This window comes from Cryobacterium sp. SO2 (genome assembly GCF_026151165.2).
Lineage (GTDB): Bacteria > Actinomycetota > Actinomycetes > Actinomycetales > Microbacteriaceae > Cryobacterium.
In genome coordinates this window covers 726,790-745,691 of record NZ_CP117849.1, presented here as the reverse complement: position 1 = coordinate 745,691, position 18,902 = coordinate 726,790, and the positions used below count along the sequence as shown (strand labels likewise).

General features: G+C 69.3%; 16 protein-coding genes and 1 riboswitch. Of the genes, 11 read left to right on the top strand and 5 right to left on the bottom strand.

All coding sequences use genetic code 11. The features are described 5' to 3' along the window. Positions 1-23: 23 nt before the first annotated feature. From BJQ94_RS03370 to BJQ94_RS03360, 3 genes are all read left to right on the top strand, one after another. On the top strand, positions 24-881 hold the full coding sequence (locus tag BJQ94_RS03370) for an exodeoxyribonuclease III (protein ID WP_265399374.1): 858 nt from the start codon (positions 24-26) through the stop codon (positions 879-881). A 51-nt stretch (positions 882-932) separates the two neighbouring features. Next, a complete protein-coding gene (gene trpS / locus BJQ94_RS03365; protein WP_265399375.1) occupies positions 933-1,937 on the top strand; it encodes a tryptophan--tRNA ligase in 1,005 nt (334 codons plus the stop codon). Between the two features lie 94 nt (positions 1,938-2,031). Beyond that, positions 2,032-2,787: an HAD family hydrolase gene (locus BJQ94_RS03360; protein WP_265399376.1), complete on the top strand. Its 756-nt coding sequence runs from the start codon at positions 2,032-2,034 to the stop codon at positions 2,785-2,787. A gap of 142 nt (positions 2,788-2,929) precedes the next feature. On the opposite strand, the gene glpK is transcribed toward BJQ94_RS03360, so the two are convergent. From glpK to BJQ94_RS03345, 3 genes are all read right to left on the bottom strand, one after another. Then, on the bottom strand, positions 2,930-4,447 hold the full coding sequence (gene glpK, locus BJQ94_RS03355) for a glycerol kinase GlpK (RefSeq protein WP_265399377.1): 1,518 nt from the start codon (positions 4,445-4,447) through the stop codon (positions 2,930-2,932). Between the two features lie 88 nt (positions 4,448-4,535). Continuing rightward, a complete protein-coding gene (locus tag BJQ94_RS03350; RefSeq protein WP_265399378.1) occupies positions 4,536-5,300 on the bottom strand; it encodes an MIP/aquaporin family protein in 765 nt (254 codons plus the stop codon). A gap of 102 nt (positions 5,301-5,402) precedes the next feature. Then, entirely contained in the window at positions 5,403-7,133 is a 1,731-nt protein-coding gene (locus BJQ94_RS03345; protein ID WP_265399379.1) for a glycerol-3-phosphate dehydrogenase/oxidase, read from the bottom strand. A gap of 246 nt (positions 7,134-7,379) precedes the next feature. On the opposite strand from BJQ94_RS03345, the gene BJQ94_RS03340 reads away from it, so the two are divergent. The 5 genes from BJQ94_RS03340 (at position 7,380) to ribH (ending at position 12,101) form a co-directional block, all read left to right on the top strand. After that, complete coding sequence (locus BJQ94_RS03340; RefSeq protein WP_265399421.1) at positions 7,380-8,282, top strand: sugar-binding domain-containing protein; 903 nt, start codon at positions 7,380-7,382, stop codon at positions 8,280-8,282. A 75-nt stretch (positions 8,283-8,357) separates the two neighbouring features. Next, positions 8,358-8,489: riboswitch (FMN riboswitch) on the top strand. Positions 8,490-8,573: 84 nt separating this feature from the next. Beyond that, the gene (gene ribD / locus BJQ94_RS03335) at positions 8,574-9,674 is read left to right on the top strand and encodes a bifunctional diaminohydroxyphosphoribosylaminopyrimidine deaminase/5-amino-6-(5-phosphoribosylamino)uracil reductase RibD (RefSeq protein ID WP_265399380.1); all 1,101 of its coding nucleotides are present in this window, start codon (positions 8,574-8,576) and stop codon (positions 9,672-9,674) included. A gap of 8 nt (positions 9,675-9,682) precedes the next feature. Then, the gene (locus BJQ94_RS03330; RefSeq protein WP_265399381.1) at positions 9,683-10,372 is read left to right on the top strand and encodes a riboflavin synthase; all 690 of its coding nucleotides are present in this window, start codon (positions 9,683-9,685) and stop codon (positions 10,370-10,372) included. Then, positions 10,369-11,631, top strand: a complete 1,263-nt coding sequence (gene ribA, locus BJQ94_RS03325) for a GTP cyclohydrolase II (protein ID WP_265399382.1) — start codon at positions 10,369-10,371, stop codon at positions 11,629-11,631. The genes BJQ94_RS03330 and ribA overlap by 4 nt, the downstream gene beginning before the upstream one ends. After that, a complete protein-coding gene (gene ribH, locus BJQ94_RS03320; protein ID WP_265399383.1) occupies positions 11,628-12,101 on the top strand; it encodes a 6,7-dimethyl-8-ribityllumazine synthase in 474 nt (157 codons plus the stop codon). Before ribA ends, ribH begins: the two co-directional genes overlap by 4 nt. 102 nt (positions 12,102-12,203) lie before the next feature. Here the strand turns inward: ribH and BJQ94_RS03315 are convergent, their stop codons facing one another. Together BJQ94_RS03315 and BJQ94_RS03310 are read right to left on the bottom strand one after the other, a co-directional pair. Next, positions 12,204-12,488, bottom strand: coding sequence for a GIY-YIG nuclease family protein (locus BJQ94_RS03315; protein WP_265399384.1), 285 nt, complete (start codon positions 12,486-12,488; stop codon positions 12,204-12,206). A gap of 608 nt (positions 12,489-13,096) precedes the next feature. After that, positions 13,097-13,465 (bottom strand): response regulator transcription factor, encoded by a 369-nt coding sequence (locus tag BJQ94_RS03310; protein ID WP_265399385.1) that lies wholly within the window; start codon positions 13,463-13,465, stop codon positions 13,097-13,099. 127 nt (positions 13,466-13,592) lie between these two features. On the opposite strand from BJQ94_RS03310, the gene BJQ94_RS03305 reads away from it, so the two are divergent. The 3 genes from BJQ94_RS03305 (at position 13,593) to BJQ94_RS03295 (ending at position 18,882) form a co-directional block, all read left to right on the top strand. Beyond that, positions 13,593-15,257 (top strand): ATP-binding protein, encoded by a 1,665-nt coding sequence (locus BJQ94_RS03305; protein WP_265399386.1) that lies wholly within the window; start codon positions 13,593-13,595, stop codon positions 15,255-15,257. A gap of 129 nt (positions 15,258-15,386) precedes the next feature. Continuing rightward, a complete protein-coding gene (locus BJQ94_RS03300; protein ID WP_265399387.1) occupies positions 15,387-16,742 on the top strand; it encodes an MFS transporter in 1,356 nt (451 codons plus the stop codon). A 199-nt stretch (positions 16,743-16,941) separates the two neighbouring features. Continuing rightward, complete coding sequence (locus tag BJQ94_RS03295) at positions 16,942-18,882, top strand: ABC transporter ATP-binding protein (RefSeq protein WP_265399422.1); 1,941 nt, start codon at positions 16,942-16,944, stop codon at positions 18,880-18,882. Positions 18,883-18,902: the final 20 nt, after the last annotated feature.

The window sequence follows — 18,902 nt, the reverse complement described above, 5'->3', positions numbered from 1 at the left end:
GTGGCACTCGGTAGAATCGGCGCATGCCGTCTTCTCCCGCATCAGAGTCCATTCAGCCCCTGCGCATCGCCAGCATCAACACCAACGGCATCCGCGCCGCATTCCGGAAGGGCATGGGCGACTGGCTCGCCACCCGGGACGTCGACATTCTCGCGATCCAGGAGGTGCGCGCCTCGACCGAAGACATCGAGGGTCTGCTCGGCCCGGACTGGAACATCCTGCACGACCCGGCCACGGCCAAGGGGCGCGCCGGCGTGGCCATCGCCAGCCGCAAGAGCGCGTCGATCCACCGGGTCGAACTGGGCCACCCCGACTTCGACAGCGCCGGCCGCTGGCTCGAGGCCGACTACGAGGTGAACGGCAAGATCGTCACCGTGGTGAGCACCTACGTGCACTCCGGCGAGGTGGACACCCCCAAGCAGGTCGAGAAGTTCACCTTCCTCGACTCCATGCTCGTCCGGCTGCCCGAACTGGCCGCGCACAGCGACCGGGTCGTGGTGCTCGGCGACCTCAACGTGGGTCACCGCAAGCTCGACATCAAGAACTGGAAGGGCAACGTCAAGCGGGCCGGCTTCCTGCCGGAAGAACGCGCCTACTTCGACAAGATCCTCGGCGCCGAGGACGAGGCCGACTACAACAACGGCGCGGGCCTGGGCTGGGTGGACGTGGGCCGCAAGGCCGCCGGCGAGATGGACGGACCGTTCACCTGGTGGTCGTGGCGCGGCCAGGCGTTCGACAACGACACCGGCTGGCGCATCGACTACCAGCTCGCGACGCCCGCACTGGCGGCATCCGTCGTCAACTACACGGTCGACCGGGCGGATGCCTACGACCAGCGCTGGTCCGACCACGCCCCCGTGGTCGTCGACTACAACATCTAGTTCTTCTTCTCGCCGCACCGCGGCCCACCGTTTGACGAAAGACACCCCATCATGACCAAGACCCGCCTCTACTCCGGCATGCAGCCCTCCGCCGACTCGTTGCAGATCGGCAACTACATCGGTGCGCTGCTGAACTGGAAGAAGCTGCAGCAGACCCACGACGCGTTCTTCTCGATCGTGGACCTGCACGCCATCACCGTGGCGCAGGACCCGGCGAAGCTGCGGGAGAACACCCGCGCCACCGCCGCGCAGTACATCGCCGCCGGCATCGACCCGGCCGAGTCGACCCTGTACGTGCAGTCGCACGTGGCCGCGCACGCACAGCTGGCCTGGGCGCTGAACACCCTCACCGGGTTCGGCGAGGCCAGCCGGATGACGCAGTTCAAGGACAAGTCGCAGAAGCAGGGTGCCGACGCCACCACGGTGGGCCTGTTCGCCTACCCGGTGCTGATGGCCGCCGACATCCTGCTCTTCCAGACCGAGATCGTGCCGGTGGGCGAAGACCAGCGCCAGCACGTGGAGCTCACCCGCGACCTGGCGGCCCGGTTCAACTCCCGGTTCGGCGACACCTTCACGGTGCCGGAGGCCTCGATCATCCGCGACACCGCCAAGATCTACGACCTGCAGAACCCGACCTCGAAGATGTCGAAGTCGGCCGAGTCGCACGCCGGTGTGATCTGGATGCTCGACGAGCCGTCGGTGACGGCCAAGAAGATCATGCGCGCCGTGACCGACGCCGAGGGCGGTGTGGTCTTCGACCGGGAGAACAAGCCCGGCGTGGCCAACCTGCTCACGATCTACTCCGTGATGGCGGAGCGTTCGATCGAGTCGCTCGAGAACGAGTACGCCGGCAAGGGCTACGGCGACTTCAAGAAGGGCCTGGCCGAGGTGGTCACCGAGACCTTTGGCGCGATCCGGGGGCGCACCCTCGAGCTCCTCGACGACCCGGCCGAACTGGACCGGATCCTGGCCGGCAACGCCGACCGGGCCGCCGCAGTGGCCGACGTCACCCTGGCGACCGCTTTCGAGCGCATGGGCTTCCTGGCTCGCCGCTAAGGGCCTGACGGTGGCGGAACGCGCGGATGTGCCGGTGTGGTCTCACCGAGCGCCTCTCCGCGCGCCTGTGGCCGCTGAGGCTGGTGTGACGGGTGTGACGACTGCGACGAGCCCGGCACTGGTGTTGTTCGACCTGGACGACACCCTGTTCGCTCACCGTGAGGCCGTCGCCGCCGGCATCCTCGGGCACGTGGCCGCGCAGGGCGGCCGCGGCGCCGCCGCCGATCCGCACGCCGTCGTAGAGCTGTGGAACGCCCTCGAGGAGCAGCACTATCACGCCTACCTGGCCGGCAATCTGGACTTCGCCGGGCAGCGCAGCGCGCGCGCCCGGGACTTCGCCGCCGCACACGGGGTGCAGCTCACCGAGGACGAGGCCAGCGCCTGGTTCAGCGACTATTTCGTGCACTACCGGGCGCACTGGCGGTTGCACGAGGACGCGCTGCCGTGCCTCGACGAACTGGCGCGGCGCATCCCCGGGGTGCGGTTCGGGCTGATCACCAACGGGGAGCTCGCCTACCAGAGTGTGAAACTCGCCGACACGGGGCTGGACGCCCAGGTGGAGCACGTGATCACCTCGGCCGAGTTCGGCCTGAGCAAACCGCGGCCGGAGATCTTCCGGCACGCCTGCGCCCTGTTCGGCGCCGACCCGCAGCTCTCCGTGTACGTGGGCGACCGGCTGCGCACCGACGCCATCGGCGCGGCCGCCGCGGGGCTGACCGGGGTGTGGCTGGACCGGGTCGGGTCGGCCGGCCCTCCCCCGCCGGAAGCCGACCTGGTCGAGGCCCGCGCGCTGGGCCTCATCCGGCTCACCACCCTGGCCGCCCTGCCGGCCGTCCTCGCGCCGCAGTAGCCGCGCAGCGCGTTGCGCGGGGGTTGCGCCGCTTCGCGGGTGGCGCGCCACACGCGCAACGGCGCCGCACCCGCGCAGCTCACAAGAGCGACGGATGCGGCGCCGAAAGTGGTGTCCGCGGAAGGCCTATGGGGCCGTGGGACTACAGGACGTCTTCGTCGACCCAGTCGAGGGTCTTGGTGACGGCCTTCTTCCAGTTGCGCAGCAGGCGGGCGCGCTCGGCGTCCTCCATGTCGGGCTCCCAACGGGCGTCTTCCTGCCAGTTGGCGCGCAGCTCGCCCAGGCCGCTCCAGAAGCCCACGGCCAGGCCGGCCGCGTAGGCGGCGCCCAGCGCGGTGGTCTCGGCGACGACCGGGCGCACCACGGGCACGCCGAGGATGTCGGCCTGGAATTGCAGCAGCAGGTTGTTGCCGGTGGCGCCGCCGTCGACCTTGAGCTCGGTCAGCGGCACGCCGGAGTCGGCGTTGACCGCGTCGATGACCTCGCGGGTCTGGAACGCGATGGCCTCCAGCGCCGCGCGGGCGATGTGGCCCTTGTTGACGAACCGGGTGAGGCCCACGAGCGCTCCGCGGGCATCCGAACGCCAGTACGGCGCGAACAGGCCGCTGAACGCCGGCACGAAGTAGGCGCCGCCGTTGTCGTCGACCGTGGCGGCGAGTGTCTCGATCTCGCTCGCCGAGTTGATCAGGCCGAGGTTGTCGCGCAGCCACTGGATCAGCGACCCGGTGACGGCGATGGATCCCTCGAGCGCGTAGTGCGGTTCGGCATCGCCGAGCTTGTAGCCGAGCGTGGTGAGCAGCCCGTTCTTGGAGTGGATGATCTCGGTGCCGGTGTTGAAGATCAGGAAGTTACCGGTGCCGTAGGTGTTCTTGGCCTCGCCCTGGTCGAACGCGGCCTGGCCGAACGTGGCGGCCTGCTGGTCGCCGAGGATGCCGGCGATCGGCACCTCACGCAGCAGGCTGTGCTCGTTGACGGTGCCGTAGACCTCGCTGGAGGAGCGGATCTCGGGCATCATCGAGCGCGGCACGCCGAAGATCCCGAGGATCTCATCGTCCCACTCGAGGGTTTCCAGGTTCATGAACAGGGTGCGGCTGGCGTTGGTGACGTCGGTGGCGTGCACGCCGCCTTCCAGGCCGCCGGTGAGGTTCCAGAGCACCCAGGAGTCCGTGGTGCCGAACATCAGGTCGCCGGCGTCGGCCTTCTCGCGGGCGCCGTCCACGTTCTCCAGGATCCAGGCGATCTTGGTGCCGGAGAAGTAGGTGGCCAGCGGCAGGCCGACGGTGGCCTTGAACCTGTCGCCGCCGCCATCCGCTGCGAGACGGTCGACGATCGGCTGGGTGCGGGTGTCCTGCCAGACGATGGCGTTGTAGATCGGCAGCCCGGTGGTGCGGTCCCAGACCACGGCGGTCTCGCGCTGGTTGGTGATGCCGACCGCCTCGATGTCGTGCCGGGTGAGGTTCGCCTTGGACAGCGCCTGGCCGATGACCTGGCGGGTGTTGCCCCAGATCTCCATCGGGTCGTGCTCGACCCAGCCCGCGCGGGGGAAGATCTGCTCGTGCTCGAGCTGACCGGTGGAGATGATCGAACCGGCGTGGTCGAAGATGATCGCGCGGGTGCTGGTGGTGCCCTGGTCGATGGCGAAAATGTATTTGTCACTCATGTCGGAACTCCTGTGTTGGGACGTGTTTGCTGAAACGGCTAAAGCGGGTGAGACGGATGGGGCGGATGGTTCGGGTGAGGCGAATGGATCAGGTGAGGATGGGCAGCAGCACCAGGGAGGCCCAGCCGGCGAGCACACCGCCGATAACCGGGCCGGCGACGGGCACCCAGGAATAGGCCCAGTCGGAGCCCCGCTTACCCTTGATGGGCAGCAGGGCGTGGGCGATGCGGGGGCCGAGGTCACGGGCCGGGTTGATGGCGTAGCCGGTGGGGCCACCGAGCGACGTGCCGATCACGATCACCAGCAGCGCAACGGGCAGCGCGCCGAGTGCCGCGAGGCCGCCGCCCTCACCCTGACGACCGCCACCGAAGGCGATGACCACGAACACCAGCACGAAGGTGCCGATGATCTCGGTGACCAGGTTCCAGCCGTACGAGCGGATGGCCGGACCGGTGGAGAACACGCCGAGCTTGTTGGCCGGATCCGGTTCCTGGTCGAAATGCTGCTTGTACGCCAGCCACACCACAACGGCGCCGAGGATGGCGCCGATCATCTGGGCGAGGATGTAAACCAGCACCGAGACGACGTTGACCGGCACGCCCGAGCCGAACTCGGTGGCGCCCGATGCCACGAGGCCGAGGGTCACCGCCGGGTTCAGGTGCGCACCGGAGTTGTACGAGACGATCACACCGGCGAAGACCGCGAGGCCCCAGCCGATCGTGACCATGAGGAACCCGGCGCCGAAGCCCTTGTTCTTCGTGAGGGCGACGTTGGCGACGACGCCACAGCCGAGGAGCACCAGGAGGGCTGTGCCCACCAGCTCCGAGAGGAATACAACACCGAGATTGTCCACATTGACCTTTCGTGTTTTTCGACGGACGCAGAAAGGCTCCACGCACGCCGTCGTGCAAGCAGTGAGGAGCGGAGAAGTCCTCCGCTCCCTCACATCGAAGAGCTAGAGCGGTTGCACCGCGTCGGCGCCGGCGAGGTCGACGCCGTGCACCTCCCGCAACTCGTGCGTCGCCTGGGCGACCTCGTCGGACCTGCGCGCGGCATCCCAGCCGAGCACGGGGGCGAGCACCCCGGCCAGCTCCTCGAGCAGCTCGGTGGTGAGCCCGCCGACGAAGGCGAGACTGGTGCGGCGCAGCAGCAGGTCGATCAGGTGGGTGACCGACTCCTCGCGGGCCAGGTACTCGATCTCCCGGCGGCTGTAGAGCGGGTTATGCGTCAGGGGCGCATCCGCCTGCTCGGTGAGGAAGTCGATGATGGCGCCGGCGCGGGTGCCGTACCGGGTGAGCAGCGCCTGGGCGCGCGGGCGGCCGACCTCGTCGCCGTGCGCGGCGAGCCAGACCGTGTGCGCGGCGGGCGTGGCCGGGAAGTCCTTGCCGCCGCCGATCGCGAGCCCCACCGTTGACACCGTGCGGGTCTGGCCGAGCAGGGCGAGGATGTCGCCGCTGAGGTGCTCGGCGAGAGCACGGAAGGTGGTCCACTTGCCGCCGACCAGGCTGAGCAGGGTGCCGGGCCGCGCGCCCAGCGGGGTGGACTCGATGCGGTAGTCGCGGGAGACGAAGCCGGGAGCCTCATCGTCGTGCCTGGGCAGCGGGCGCACGCCGGAGAACCTGAACACGATGTGCGAGCGGTTCACCTCGATGTCGGGGAAGACGTGCTTGACCAGGTCGAAGAAGTAGTCGATTTCGTCTTCGGTGGTGCGGATGGGCTGGCTCATGTCGTGCTCGAGGTCGGTGGTGCCCAGCAGCACGCGACCGGCGAGCGGGTAGATCAGCACGATGCGGCCGTCGTTGTTCTCGAAGAAGATTTCGCCGCCGCCGGTGGCCGCGAGCAGCTCGGGGTGGTCGAGCACGATGTGCGAGCCCTTGGTGCCGCCCATGTAGGTGCTGGCCTGGCCGAGCGCCGAGTTGGTCAGGTCGGTCCAGGGGCCGGAGGTGTTCACGACCACGTCGGCGGCGAAGCTGAACTCCTGCCCGGTGACGGTGTTGCGCAGGCGCACGCCGTCGGCATCCATGCCCACGGCTTCGATGTAGTTGGCGGCGCGGGCGTGCGGGCCGGTGTCCAGACCGTCGCGGAGCACGTCGAGCGCGAGGCGCTCCGGGTCGTGCATCGACGCGTCGTAGTAGGTGGCGGTGTACTTGAGGCCGGGGTTCAGCCGGGGCAGGCGCTGAAGCGACTTCTTACGACCGTGGAACTCGTGCTTGGGCACCGAGCCGCCATCGCGGGAGAAGGAGTCGTACAGCACCAGTCCCACCTTGATCAGCAGCGCGCCGCGCTCCTGCGCCTTGCCCTGCTTGTGGGTGAGGAAGCGCAGCGGGGCGGCGAGCACCCCGGATAGTGCGGAGAACATCGGCACGGTGGTCTTGAGCGGCTTCACGTAGTGCGGCGCGATCTTGAGCAGGCCGTTGCGCTCGGTGACCGATTCCTTGACGAGCCTGAACTCGCCGTTCTCCAGGTAGCGGATGCCGCCGTGGATCATGTGCGAGGACGCAGCGGAGGCGCCGGAGACGTAGTCGCCCCGGTCGATGAGGGTGACGTCGACGCCCTGCAGCGCCAGATCGCGGAACGTGGCGATGCCGTTGATGCCGGCGCCGATGATGAGCACCTTGGCCTGGGGGCGCTCGGCGAGCGCGGCGCGGGCGGTATCGGCGGGCGAGGAGACGGGGATGGACTGCACTGTTCACTACCTTTGTTCGTCATGCGACCGGGCTGGCGACCGGGTGAAGCTCGGCCGAAATCCGCCGAATGGCCCAGCCGGGTTTGCGCGGGGGCCATCCATATGGATTAATCAAGCTTGAGTAGATCAAACACATACGGTCAAGCCGAGTGAACAAACGTGCAAGGAGGGGCTGTGAGCCTCGTCGACGAGTCAGCGCAGTCCGATCGGGTGCGTGACGCCCTCACGGCCGCGCACCTCTACTACATGCAGGATCTGACGATGGATGCCATCGCCCACGAGCTGCATACCTCCCGTTCGTCGGTGTCCCGCCTGCTCAGTCACGCTCGCGCGACCGGTCTGGTCGACATCCAAATCCGCTCCCCACTGGACGCTCCGAGCCGCCTGGAGCTGCTCATCCAGGAGCGTTTCAAGATCACCGCGCACGTCGTTCCGGTGCCCGATCACGCCACGGATGTCGACAGATTGGAGCGGGTGGCTCTTTCCGTTGCACGGATTCTCGGCCAGTTCTTCGACTCGAACATGGTCATGGGCATCGCCTGGGGGTCCACGATGAACGCCATCAGCCGTCACGTCACCCCCAAGCAGACCCACGGGTCGCAGATCATCCAGCTCAACGGCGCCGGCAATATGCGCACCACCGGGCTCGGCTACGCGAGCGAAATCCTCGGCCGGTTCGGCTACGCGTTCGGTGCCCACGTGCACCAGTTCCCGGTGCCCGCGTTCTTCGACAGCCCCGCCACCAAGCAGGCGCTCTGGCGCGAACGCAGCGTGAGCCGGCTTCTCGAGATGCAGGCCAGGATGGACGTTGCCCTGTTCGGCCTGGGCTCGCCGTTCTCCGAGGTGCCCAGCCACGTGTACGCGGGCGGCTACCTCGAGGAGGCCGACTACGCCTCGCTCAGCCGTGCGGGGGTGGTGGGTGACGTGGCCACGATCTTCTACCGCGCCGACGGCTCCACCGACGGAATCCTGCTGAACGCCCGCGGCACCGGCCCCGATTTCGACGTGCTCCGGCAGACGCCCCGGCGTCTCTGCGTGGTCTCCGGAACGGCCAAGCTGCCCAGCCTGCGCGGGGCGTTGAAGGCCGATCTGATCACGGACTTGTTCGTGGACGAGAGCACCGCGCGAGCACTCGTCGCCACCGCCTGACGAATCCGAGAGGGCGTCACAATTCGTCGGGAATACCCGAGGGTGCCGTGCGTTGAGATATAACTGACTATAAGAAACGTGCTCCGGGGTCGGTGAGAATCCGAACCGGCGGTGAAAGTCCGCGAGCTGGATCCTGTTGTTTGGGCTCCGGTTGAGCTGGTGAAATTCCAGCACCGACGGTTAAAGTCCGGATGGGAGGCGCACGATTCGACGGTGTGTTTGTCGACCGTCGACGGCTTTCGCGAACGCGAAAACCCCCTCCCGGAGAGCGTCATAACGACGGGACAGGGAATGCACCAGCAGCACGAGCTCGAGGACGCGATGCGCCGAGCCCTGCAGTTGGCGGGCAACGGACCCGCCGAGGGCGTCAATCCCCGGGTCGGCTGCGTGATCCTCAGCCCGGCCGGCGACATTCTCGCCGAGGGCTGGCACCGTGGCGCCGGCACCTGCCACGCCGAGGTGGATGCCCTCGCCCACCTCGACGCAGACGCCGCCCGCGGCACCACCGCCGTGGTCACTCTGGAACCCTGCAACCACACCGGCCGCACCGGCCCGTGTGCGCTCGCCCTCATCGAGGCCGGCGTGGCCCACGTGGTCTACGCCGTCGCCGACCCCGGACCGCATTCCTCCGGCGGCGCCGACCGTCTCCGGGCCGCCGGCGTGGATGTTACCGGCGGTGTGCTCGCCGACGAGGCGCAGGCCTTCCTGGCCGATTGGCTGGTCTCGGCGCGCCTGGGCCGGCCGCACGTGACCGTGAAGTGGGCGTCGAGCCTCGACGGCCGCGCCGCCGCCGCCGACGGCTCCAGCCGCTGGATCACCGGGCCGGCCGCCCGTCAGGACGTGCACGAGCGCCGAGCGGCGGCCGACGCGATCCTGGTGGGAACCGGCACCGCCCTGGCCGACGACTCGGCACTCACCGCCCGCGCCGCCGACGGCACCCTGCTGGCCCGGCAGCCGCGGCCCGTGGTGGTGGGGCGGCGCCCGGTGCCGGCCGGCGCGGCCGTGCACCGGCATCCGCTCACCCCGTGGTTTCTGCCCGGGCACGACCTGACCGCGCTGCTGCACGAGCTGCACGGCCGCGGCATCCGCCGGGTCTTCGTGGAGGGCGGGCCCACCCTGGCCAGCGCCTTCGTGCGCGCCGGGCTGGTCGACGAGTACCTCGTCTACCTGGCCCCCACCCTGCTCGGCGGCGACCGGCTCGCCCTCGGCGACATCGGGGTGACCGGCATCACCGAGCAGCGCAGGCTGCGGATCGGGCAGTTGCTGCGCCTGGGTGACGACCTTCTGCTGGTCGCCCAGCCGGCCGGCGCCGAGGGCCCTGGCGCAGACCAGACCGACCACATCGACCAGACCACCCGGGCCATCCCGGCCGCCCTGAACCAGACGAACTGAGGACCAGCATGTTCACCGGAATCATTGAGGAGCTCGGCACCGTCGAGCGCATCGAGCACTCGGCGGATGCCGCCAGGCTCACCATCCGCGGCCCGCTCGTGGTCGACGGCGCGGGCCACGGCGACTCCATCTCGGTGAACGGCGTCTGCCTCACCGTGGTGGAGCAGACCCCGGAGACCTTCACCGCCGACGTGATGGCGCAGACCCTGTCGATGTCCACCCTCGCCGGCGCCACGGCGGGCTCCCCGGTGAACCTGGAACGCGCCGCGCTGGTGGGCGGCCGGCTCGGCGGCCACATCGTGCAGGGCCACATCGACGGCACCGGCACCGTGCTGGCCGTGCGGCCCGGCGACGCCTGGCGGGTCGTGCGCTTCAGTCTCGACGAGACGTTGGCGCCGCTCGTGGTCGACAAGGGCTCGATCGCCATCGACGGGGTCTCCCTCACGGTGAGCTCCATCTCCCCCGCCGAGCTGCCCGAGCAGTGGTTCGAGGTGTCGCTGATCCCCGAGACCCTCGCCGCCACGACCCTCGGCGGCCTCGCCGTCGGCGACAGGGTCAACCTCGAGACCGACATCCTCGCCCGGCACGTCGAGCGGATGCTGGCCCTCGCGGCGAGCGCCGCCACCCGGGCAACCGCCACCCCCGCCGTCACTTCTGAACCATCCGAACCATCCGCAGTTCTAAGGAGCACCCCATGAGCCTCGCCGACATCCCCACCGCACTCGCGGCACTCCGGCTCGGCAAGCCCGTCATCGTCGCCGACGACGAGGGCCGTGAGAACGAGGGCGACGTGATCATCTCCGCCCAGCTGGCCACCCAGGAGTGGATCGCTTGGACCGTGCGCAACTCCTCGGGGTTCATCTGCGCGCCGATGACCAACGACATCGCCGACACCCTCGACCTGCCCGTGATGGTGCTGAACAACGAAGACCCGCGCGGCACCAACTACACGGTCACCGTGGACGCCGCCGACCGCCTGAGCACCGGCATCAGCGCCGCGGACCGCGCGCACACCCTGCGCGTGCTGGCCGAACCGACCTCCACCCCGGCCAGCCTCAACCGGCCCGGCCACATCCTGCCGCTGCGCGCCATGGACGGCGGCGTGCGGGAACGCGACGGCCACACCGAGGCCGCCGTCGACCTGATGAAGCTCGCCGGGCTGGTCCCTGTGGCGGGCATCGCCGAGATCGTCGCCGACGACGGCGAGATGATGCGCCTGCCCGGCCTGCTCGTGCTCGGCGAGCGCGAGGGCGTTCCGGTGATCACCATCGCCGACCTGATCGAGTACCTGCAGGAGTTCCACGGCGGTGACGACCTGGCCTCGGTCAGCCCGATCCGGGAATCCCCGCGGGTGGACTTCGAGGTGGAGACCACGGTTCCCACCGAGCACGGGTCCTTCCAGATCCGCGCCTACCGCGACCGGATGACCGGCGCCGACCACGTGGCGATCGTCTCCGGCACCCCCACCGAGGGATCGCTGGTGCGAGTGCACTCCGAGTGCCTCACCGGCGAGGCGTTCGGCTCACTCAAATGCGAGTGCGGCCCCCAGCTGCAGGCCGCGTTGGACACCATCGAGGCATCCGGCGGCGTGGTCATCTACCTACGCGGCCAGGAAGGCCGCGGCATCGGCCTGATCAACAAGCTGCGCGCCTACAAGCTGCAGGAAGACGGCCTGGACACCCTCGACGCGAACCTCGCGCTGGGACTGCCGGCGGACTCCCGCGACTACGGCGCCGCCACCGCCATCCTCGACGAGCTCGGCGTGAGCTCGGTGCGCCTGCTCACCAACAACCCGGAGAAGGTGCGCCAGCTCGAGACGCACGGCGTGACGGTGACCGAACGCGTGCCGCTCGTCGTGGGCGTCGGCAGCCACAACGAGGACTACCTGGCGGCCAAGCGCGACCGCATGGGACATGACATCACCGCACACCAGATCGTGAAAGGACTCGCACTATGAGTGGAGCAGGCTCGCCCGCAATCGACGTCGACGGCACCGGACTGGAGGTCGTGATCATCGCCGGCCGCTGGCACGACGTGATCACCGACGGGCTCATCGCCGGGGCCACCCGGGTGCTCGAGGCATCCGGGGCGACGTTCTCGCTCGTTCGCGTGCCCGGCAGCTTCGAACTGCCCGTGGCGAGCAAGGTAGCGTTGGACAGCGGCGCCGACGCGGTGGTGGCGCTCGGTGTCATCATCCGCGGTGGCACCCCGCACTTCGAGTACGTGTCGGCGGCGGCGACGGATGGCCTCACCCGGGTGGCTCTGGACACCGGCAAGCCCGTTGGCTTCGGCGTGCTCACCCTCGACGACGAGCAGCAGGGCCTGGACCGGGCCGGTCTGCCCGGCTCGAAGGAGGACAAGGGCGAGGAGGCCGCGACAGCGGCGCTGGCCACGGCCCTGGTGCTCAAGGCGTTGCGCGACCGCTAGCCGACAGCCCGCCTCCCCCTCGTCGAGCCGGCGCGCGGTCGAGCTCGTCGCGCTGGTCGAGCGAGTCGCGCTGGTCGAGCTTGTCGAGACCCGGTGGGCTGCTCAGGGGTCGTGCGGTTTGCTCAAGCCAGGCAGGTCGTCGAAGCGGCCCTCAATGAGCGCGATGCGTTTCGCGCGCCCCCAACCCTGGATCTGCTTCTCGCGGGCGTAGGCATCCTCTATTCGGTCGGTCTCCTCGCAATAGACGAGGTGTACCGGGCGCCGACGACGGGTGTAGGCCGCTCCCTGATCCGCCGTGTTGTGTTGCGCAATTCGGCGCTCGAGGTCCCAGGTACTGCCTACATAAAACGAACCGTCAGAGCACTGCAGGATGTAGATGAAGGGCATGCGAGGAGGGTCGCAGTCGGTGGGCGGCTCGCCGATGCCTTGGGGCGTGTCTGTGGATATCCTCCGGCCCGAGTCGGCTGGGGAGATGTGGCGCATCCGCTGGCGGATTGGTCGCGAGGTCTCGACAAGCTCGACCAGCGAGATGGTCGCCACAGCGCGCCCGTCACCGAGTCTCGACCAGCGGAGACACGCTCGACCACTCCGCTGATCGAGCCTGTCGAGATCCCGTGAGACAAGTGCGTTAACGAGGACGGATCGCGAGGTCTCGACAAGCTCGACCAGCGAGATGGTCGCCACAGCGCGCCCGTCACCGAGTCTCGACCAGCGGAGACACGCTCGACCACTCCGCTGATCGAGCCTGTCGAGATCCCGTGAGACAAGTGCGTTAACGAGGACGGATCGCGAGGTCTCGACAAGCTCGACCAGCGAGATGGTCGCCACAGCGCGCCCGTCACCGAGTCTCGACCAGCGGAGACACGCTCGACCACTCCGCTGATCGAGCCTGTCGAGATCCCGTGAGGCAAATGCGTTAACGAGGACGGATCGCGAGATCTCGACAAGCTCGACCAGCGAGATGGTTGCCACAGCGCGCCCGCTGGGGGCGACGGTCAGGGCGTGTCGAGGAGCGCGGTGACCCGCTCGAGGAGGTCGTTGGCCCGGAACGGCTTGATCAGGTAGCTGTCGGCGCCCGTCTGCATGGCCAGAGCGATGTCGCTGTCCTGCGACTTCGCGGTGAGCAGCAGGATGCGCGGCTGCACCATCGTCGTGTCCGCCCGGATCTGCGCGCACACCTCGATGCCGGTGAGCTTGGGCATCATCCAGTCCAGCACCATCAGCTCGGGCGGGCTGGCGCGGGCGGCCGCGAGGCCCTCCTCGCCGTCGCCGGCCTCCGACACCTCGTGCCCGGCCCGGCGGAGCTTGTGCGCGATCAGCGCACGGACATCCTCATCGTCCTCGACGATCAAAATACGCGGCATCCGCACTGTCTCCTGATTCGGCCGTCACTCATTTCGGGTCTGTCCCCAGCTCAGGGCACAGGACACGCTACGTTGACATTATCCAACCGCGCCCGCGGCCGGAGCGCACAGGGGGGACACCACGCCGATGAACAACGTCGTCGTCTCGCTCTGGGCCGCTCCGCGCCGGTGGCGGTACGCGGCCGTTCTGCTGTTGCTGCTACTGACCTACGGCCTCGGCCGCGCCGCGCTCGCGGCACCGACCGACCAGACCGGTGTCGCCGCCTGGTGGCCCGCCGCCGCGGCCGCGGTGCTCGCGATGTGTGTGGCCAGGGGCAGGGAACGCATTCTGGTGGCGGTGCTGGTGGCGGCCGTGAGCGTCGCGGCGAACGTCGGCGGCGGCCGCCCCCTGTCGGTGGCGCTCGGTTTCGGGCTGGCCAACGCGCTCGAGGCCTGGGTCTTCACCAGCATCGTCGCGCGCCGCGGTGAGCCGGCCCGACTCGACACCGTGCGTGACGTGCTGCGCTTCTCGATCGCCGTGATCTGCGGCGCCGTGGTCATCGGCCTGGTCGCGGCCGGCACCCTGGTGCTCTTCGAGGGCGCCGTGTTCGGCACGGTTCTGCTCAACGCCATCCCCTCCCACGCGTTCGCGGTCTTCGTGCTCGTGCCGCTCGCCCTGGTGCGGAGCGGGCCCGGCCGGCCGGAGCGGCGGCTGGAACTGCTCATCCAGATGGGCTTCCTGCTCCTGGTGCTCGGCGTCGCGTACGGGCCGGGCCGGTCGCTGCCGATCTCCTTCCTCATCCTGCCCCTGCTCACCTGGGCGGCCTTCAGGTTCGGCATCCGGATCGTGGCCTGGGAACTTTGCGGGGCCGCCCTGGTCGCGTCCGGCCTCACCTCGCTGGGGATCGGCTATTTCACCGCCGGCCAGAGCGGCGCCGTCGGCACCAGCGGCTCCTTCGTGCAGATCTTCCTGGTCACCTACGCCAGCTCCGTGCTACTGCTGGCCGCCGAGCTCGCCCAACGCGACGCCCTGCTCGACCGGGAACGGGAGGTCGTGCACGCCCTGCGCGACCTCAACCTGCAGAAGGACATCTTCGTTTCCTCGGTCAGCCACGAACTGCGCACCCCGATCACGAGCATCCTGGGCTTCGCCGAAGAGCTGGAGGACACCACCCTCGACGCCGACCAGGCCCGGTTCACCCGGGTGATCGTGCGGAACTCGCACCGGCTGGCGCAGTTGGTGGAGGACCTGCTCGACCTGTCCCGGATGAGCACCCAGCCCGACGCCGGCCAGATCGAGCCCGTCGACCTCGAGGCGCTCGTGACCGACTGCGTGGAGGAACTCGCTCCCCAGGCGCAGGCCGCCGGGGTGAGCCTGACCGCCGAGTTCGGCGACGGTCCGTTCGACGTGCGCAGTTCGGCCTCCGACCTCCGCCGGATCCTGACGAACCTGGTCTCGAATTCGCTGAAGTTCACCCCGCCGCACGGGCAGGTGTGGATCGGCTGCTCAGCCGCGCAGGACGGCCTCGGAATGCTGCTCACCGTGAGCGACAACGGCGTCGGCATCCCCGCCGGCGACCTGGAACGGGTCTTCGACAGGTTCTTCAGGTCGGCGACCGCCGAATCGCTGGCGGGCACCGGGCTCGGCCTCCCCCTCACCAAGGGGCTCGTCGACCGGATCGGCGGCAGCATCGACCTGCAGTCCGACGGCCGGAACGGCACCCATGTGACGGTGGCGCTGCCCCGGCTGCGCACCGTGCTCCCGGCCGCGACCACGCCACCGGATTCGTCGGGCGCCACAACGCGAATGTAGGGTGAATCAGGCCGCCACAAGCGGCCGACCTCTTTTCTGTGCGTTGCCCGTCACGCCCCAGACGACTGACCGCCGTCTCGCGCCGAGATTCAGCCACGCCCCTCCCCTCTGTTGAAAGCGCCGTTCCCCATGTCAGCATCCACCGCGACGGGCACATCCGTCGCTCCCGCGCCCACGAATCCTCGCAGCCGCGTCATCCTGGCCAGCCTCATCGGCACGACCATCGAGTTCTACGACTTCTACGTCTACGCCACCGCCGCGGTCCTGGTCTTCCCGCACCTGTTCTTCCCCACCGGCAACGAGACAGCCGCACTGCTGGCCTCCTTCGCGGTGTTCGGCGCCGCCATGGTCGCCCGCCCGCTCGGCGCCCTGTTCTTCGGCCACTTCGGCGACAAGAAGGGCCGCAAGGCCACCCTGGTCGGCGCGCTGCTCACCATGGGCATCGCCACCTTCCTGATCGGGCTGCTGCCCACCTACGCGATGGTGGGCTGGCTCGCCCCGGCGATGCTCGTCATCCTGCGCCTCGCCCAGGGCTTCGCGCTCGGCGGCGAGTGGAGCGGTGCGGCACTTGTGGCCACCGAGAACGCCCCCAAGGGCAAGCGCGCCTGGTACGGCACCTTCCCGCAGGTCGGTGCCCCGCTCGGTTTCATCATCGCCAACGGCCTGTTCCTGCTCATCGCGCTGCTGCTGCCCTCCGACGACCCGACCCGGCCGTCCGACGCGTTCCTCGAATGGGCCTGGCGGGTACCGTTCCTGTTCAGCGCCGTCATGGTGATCGTGGGCCTCTGGGTGCGCCTGCGCCTGGTGGAGAGCGACGCGTTCACCAAGATCGTCACCACCAAGAAGGTCGCCAAGCTGCCGCTCGCCGCGGTGTTCAAGTCCAACTGGCGTGAACTCATCCTGGGCACCTTCATCATGCTGGCCACCTACGTGCTGTTCTACCTGATGACCACGTTCAGCCTCAGCTACGGCCGTGCGGCCACGGATGCGCCGGTGGCGGGCCTCGGCTACAGCTACACCACGTTCGTGCTGATGATGATCGGCGGGGTGCTGTTCTTCGGCGTCTTCACCCTCGCGTCGGGACCCTGGGCCGACAGGTTCGGCCGCCGCCGCACCCTGCTCTGGGTGACCGCGGGCATCGTGGTGTTCGGTTTCCTGTTCGTGCCGCTGCTGGGCGCCGGGTTCATCGGCGTGATGATCTTCCTGATCCTCGGCTTCACCCTGATGGGCATGACGTTCGGCCCGATGGGCGCACTGCTGCCCGAGCTGTTCCCCACCCACGTGCGCTACACCGGCTCCGCCTTCGCCTACAACATGAGCTCGATCCTCGGCGCGGCCGTGGCCCCGTTCATCGCGGTGTGGCTGTGGACCCTCGGCGAGGGCAGCCCGTTCTGGGTGGGCATCTACCTCTCGGTGATGGGTCTGATCACCCTGGTGGCGCTGTACCTCAGCCGCGAGACCCGCGACCTCGACCTGGAGCGCTGACCGCAGCATCCGCTCGGCCCCCACAGCACGGTTCGCGAAAGCGGTCATGGTGTTGCCTCAGCTCGCTGAGGTGACCACATGGCCGCTTTCGCGTGCCTGGCGGGGCGCGGGCGGCGGTTAAGCTCGACTGGTGAGTACGACAAGCCCCGGCACCAGAAACGCTCAGCCCGACACCCCCGCCCCGAAGCCCCGCTCCCGTATGGGCCGCCGCGGCACGCCGGCCGAGGGGCCGCGGGCCTCCTTCAGCCAGCTGCTGCCCTACCTCTTCGAACACAAGGCCGTGCTCAGCGTGGTCGTGGTGCTCAGCGTGCTCGGCGCCGCCGCCAGCCTGGCCCAGCCGCTGCTGGTGAGCCAGGTAATCACCCTCGTCGAAGCCGGCGACCCGCTCGACGGCATCGTCGGCGGGCTCGTCGCCCTCGTCGTGGTCTCCGCACTGATCAGCGGCTACCAGCACTACCTGCTGCAGCGCACCGGCGAGGGCGTTGTGCTCTCCAGCCGCAAACGCCTGATCGGGCGGATGCTCAACCTGCCGATCAGCCAGTTCGACGCCCGCCGCACCGGCGACCTGGTCTCCCGGGTGAGCTCGGACACCACCCTGCTGCGCGCCGTACTCACCCAGGGCGCCGTTGAAGCCATCGGCGGGTCACTCACCTTCATCGGCGCGATCATCGCGATGCTCATCATCGACCCGGTGCTGCTCGGCCTGACCGTGCTGGTGATCGCCGTGTCGGTGGTCACCGTGGTGCTGCTCTCCCAGCGCATCCGCACCGCCAGCCTGGCCGCCCAGACCAAGGTGGGCGATTTGGCCGCCAGTGTGGAACGCGCCATCAGCGCCGTGCGCACGGTGCGCGCTGCGAACGCCACCGCCCGCGAGGTCGCCGTGGTGGAGAAGGACGCCGAGGGTGCCTGGCAGATGGGCATCAAGGTCGCCAAGGTCTCCGCCCTGGTCGTGCCCATCGCCGGCATCGCCCTGCAGGTGTCATTGCTCGTGGTGCTCGGCGTTGGCGGCTTCCGGGTGGCCGACGGCAGCATCACCATCGCCAACCTGGTCTCGTTCATCCTGTTCCTGTTCATGATGATCATGCCGCTGGGCCAGTTCTTCGGCGCGATCACCTCGATCAACTCCGCACTGGGCGCGCTCGGCCGCATCCAGGAGATCATCGACCTGCCCAGCGAAGACCAGTTCGACCGCGACATCGCGCCGCTGGCGATCGTCGTCGGCGCCGCGAACGCCAAGGTCAACCCGGATGCGCCGGCGATCTCGTTCGAGGACGTGCGGTTCCACTACGCCCCCTCCGTCGCCGCGACCACGGATGCCGTGACCGGCGAGCCGCTCGCCGCTCTCGTGCCCGGCGCGCTCGCGCCTGCGGCCGCCGCCGAGGCCCTGCTCGCCGCCGAAGACGGGTCGGCTGCGGCCGCCCCCGCCGCGGTGTCGGATGCCGCTGCCCCGGCCGAACGCACCCCGGTGCTGCGCGGCGTGTCATTCAGCGCCCCTCGGGGCCTGCGCACCGCGCTGGTCGGCCCCTCCGGCGCCGGCAAGAGCACCATCCTCGCTCTGATCGAGCGCTTCTACGACGCCGACTCCGGCGTGGTGCGCCTCGGCGGCCTCGACATCCGCAGCCTGGACCGCACCGACCTGCGCGGACAGATCGGCTACGTGGAGCAGGACGCCCCGGTGCTGGCCGGCTCGCTGCGGGACAACCTCACCCTGGCCACGCCGGACGCCACCGACGAACAGTGCGTGGCGGTGCTGCACGCGGTGAACCTCGGCGAGGTGCTCGACCGCGACCCGGCCGGACTCGGCGCGGCGGTCGGCGAGGACGGCGTCAAGCTCTCCGGCGGCGAACGCCAGCGCCTGGCGATCGCCCGGGCGCTCCTCGCGGCGCCGCCGATCCTGTTGCTGGACGAGTCGACCTCGAGCCTGGACGGCATGAACGAGCAGCTGATGCGCGAGGCCATCGACGCGGTGGCCGTTGACCGCACCCTCATCGTGATCGCGCACCGCCTGTCGACGGTGGTCGACTCCGACCAGATCGTGGTGCTCGACCACGGCCAGGTCGTCGGCACGGGCACGCACTCCGAGCTGGTCGTCTCCACGCCGCTCTACCGCGACCTGGCGAAGCACCAGCTGCTGGTCTAACCCGCCGGCCGCCAGCCAGT